The 2529-nt window shown below is 42.4% G+C and carries 3 protein-coding genes; all 3 read right to left on the minus strand.

The window, feature by feature from the left end; translation table 11 throughout:
* Nucleotides 1-58 precede the first annotated feature (58 nt).
* Nucleotides 59-1624 (minus strand): IS66 family transposase, encoded by a 1566-nt coding sequence (gene tnpC / locus DXA54_RS27800; protein WP_120081202.1) that lies wholly within the window; start codon nucleotides 1622-1624, stop codon nucleotides 59-61.
* 86 nt (nucleotides 1625-1710) lie between these two features.
* Nucleotides 1711-2061: an IS66 family insertion sequence element accessory protein TnpB gene (gene tnpB / locus DXA54_RS27805; RefSeq protein WP_004296723.1), complete on the minus strand. Its 351-nt coding sequence runs from the start codon at nucleotides 2059-2061 to the stop codon at nucleotides 1711-1713.
* A complete protein-coding gene (locus tag DXA54_RS27810) occupies nucleotides 2049-2453 on the minus strand; it encodes a hypothetical protein (RefSeq protein WP_008648933.1) in 405 nt (134 codons plus the stop codon). The genes tnpB and DXA54_RS27810 overlap by 13 nt, the downstream gene beginning before the upstream one ends.
* Nucleotides 2454-2529: the final 76 nt, after the last annotated feature.

A 2529-nucleotide genomic window follows, 5' to 3' on the forward strand; every position in this document is an offset into this window, starting at 1 on the left:
GTAAGCGTCTCCGCGATTCTATATAGTGTATTAAAATAAAAAGGCTAATGATCCCTTTTTAGTCATTAGCCTTTTCCCATCTGTCAGGAAGCAGTTCCCTGTATTTTTCAATTGGTGTGTTCGGTTGCCATTCGGCTGTTCTGTTTATCACATCCGTGAGATACTCAAATAAATTCACTTTATGCATCCTACAAGTGAGTGCTATTGTATAGAGTATGGCGCCTCGTTCGGCCCCCTTATGGCTGCCGAAGAACAATGAGTTTTTTCTTGATAAGGATATGTACCGGTTCATCCGTTCAACCATATTGTTGTCCAGATAAGTGTCACCATAATTAAAGATGTCCACCACTGCATTCCACTCATTGCGAAGATAGGTAATGGCTTCCTGCAGTTCGCTCTTAGGTAACAAATCCCCCCGTTCTTCTATTTCATCAAGCACATCTTTTATTTCTCCGAGTATGTCCGGCGCATACTTTTTTCGATGCATAAGATTCTGTTCTACCGTCCATCCCTCAACCCCAACTTTATGCTTATGCTCGTTTTGATAAAGTGCGTTTATCAGCTCCACGATCCTTTTTGCATCCGGGTCCTTCTCACCGCAATCTATAAATTTCCGTTTTATATGTTGCAAGCACGGGATGCGTGTGATATTGGGATAAGCATCGCTTTCGAGCTTCCGGTAAGGTGAGTAACCATCGCTTTGTATGATACCTTTGCAACTGCCTAATTCGTTAAGAATAACTCTTTCAGACCGGGAGCCGTCATCATAGAGCAAGTATATCATCCTGGTGTTTATGCCGACAACCACCCAAAGGTATCCCTTCCTGACTCCTTTTCCCTTGCTGTTCTTTTCCGGGACGAGTATTTTGTAATAGGTTTCATCGGCTGCCTTATAAGGATCACTCAAAGCTGTCTGCCGGATGCACTTATAAAGATTTTCGAAGAGGTCTGAGGCTTTCTCTATCAACTTATGAGCCGTAGGTTTCTTCAGCGTAAAGCCATGACTCTCGAAGTAGTTGATGATTCTTTCAACAGGTAGCGATTGTATATAACGTAATTCCATCAATCCGGCAATAAATGAACCGTCATAGCTGGAATTCAAGAAGGCCGAAGCCGGTGTTTTTCCCTCAAACAGGCGACCTTCTTGCGTATAGGTGTGTATCTTGTAGACATGCTTGATGAAGCGCATGGGTACACATTCATAGCGGACGCATATTCTGGGAACAGTGGTAAACAACCGGGCCTTATTGATGTCAAAATCGGGATCATCGGGATAAACGACATGTTCTTCTTCCTCCATCTCATAATGCATGTCACGTTTGGCCCCATTGTTCTTTCTTGCTTTACGCTTATCTGCTTTTTCCGCTTCTATCTTCTGCCGCTCTTCTTCGGATATGGCAGATTGGGGAGCCTGTTGCTGTTCGGATGTGTTGGATACAAGTTTGGCGAGTCCCTTAGTAAGGCGCTGTTGCTTGCTAAGAGATTCGCCTTTTTGAAGGAGTGCCTCTTTAAGGGAAGAAACCTCCTTTATCAAAGCATCTATTTGGTCCAAGAGTCTGTTGTTGTCATCTCGTAATCCCTTGATTTGTTCCTTCAATAACTCTATGATCTCATCCTTTTTCATGGCATAAAGATATAAAAAATCAACGAATTGGCCAAATAAACCGGATGATATCTTTAGCGCAAATATCTAATAATCAGAATGTTGAATTAGATCCTAAAACGTTTTCTCAACCGTACAGACTTTAATGACACTCCATTTAAGATAAAAGACAAAACCTGATAAGAAATCTCGTAATTGCCTGTATTGGGGTTAAATGTCGGTAACTCAAAACTTCCACCTTCGAGGCGCTTGTAGTACAGAAGAAAGCCATCGCCATCCCAACGCAGTATTTTTACACTTTGTCGGTTTTTACCAAAGAATAAAAAGATATCTCCGGAAACGGGAGACAAGTCCTTCATTTCCGATCGTATAATTTTGAATAAACCGTCAATGCCAAGGTTCATACGAACAAAGCCCTGGTACAGATAGTAGCGATTGGCTGATGTTAGAGAATACATGGATCTCCCTCCTTTCTTTCGTAATCGCGCAACATTTTAATAACACCACCGGGTGTGGCCCGTTTGACCGAAATGGTGGTTCCACTGTTAAAGGTGATTGTGATCCCGGCAAGACTAAACTCTTCTTCCGACAACATGGCGGGTGCTATTTGAGTGAATGAAGGAGAGGAAGTTGTCGGTTGGGAGGGTTCAACGCCGCCATAATAATCACGGACCACATCTGCCTTGGCTTGTTTAACGCTATAGCCCCGTCTGAACATCCAGGAACTCATACCACCAAAAGTGGTATGCTGATCGCGGCAAACATCGGCTAAAGGACAATTGTAGTCTACTTTCAATACTTCAAGGAAATGTTTCCAAGTTTTTCCAAATCGATTTTCTGCTAAATCCATAATGCTTCATTTTTATACATAGCAAAAATATAAGAATGAAAAAAGGGCGACAAGATAGAATCGCGGAGACGCTTAC

This window comes from Bacteroides sp. OF03-11BH, assembly GCF_003604005.1.
GTDB lineage: Bacteria > Bacteroidota > Bacteroidia > Bacteroidales > Bacteroidaceae > Bacteroides > Bacteroides ovatus.

What these genes read in the sequence shown, in the direction of transcription:
- tnpB (WP_004296723.1), bottom strand. Translation starts at nt 2,061, where the DNA reads ATGTATTCTCTAACATCAGCCAATCGCTACTATCTGTACCAGGGCTTT.
- tnpC (WP_120081202.1), bottom strand. Translation starts at nt 1,624, where the DNA reads ATGAAAAAGGATGAGATCATAGAGTTATTGAAGGAACAAATCAAGGGA.
- DXA54_RS27810 (WP_008648933.1), bottom strand. Translation starts at nt 2,453, where the DNA reads ATGGATTTAGCAGAAAATCGATTTGGAAAAACTTGGAAACATTTCCTT.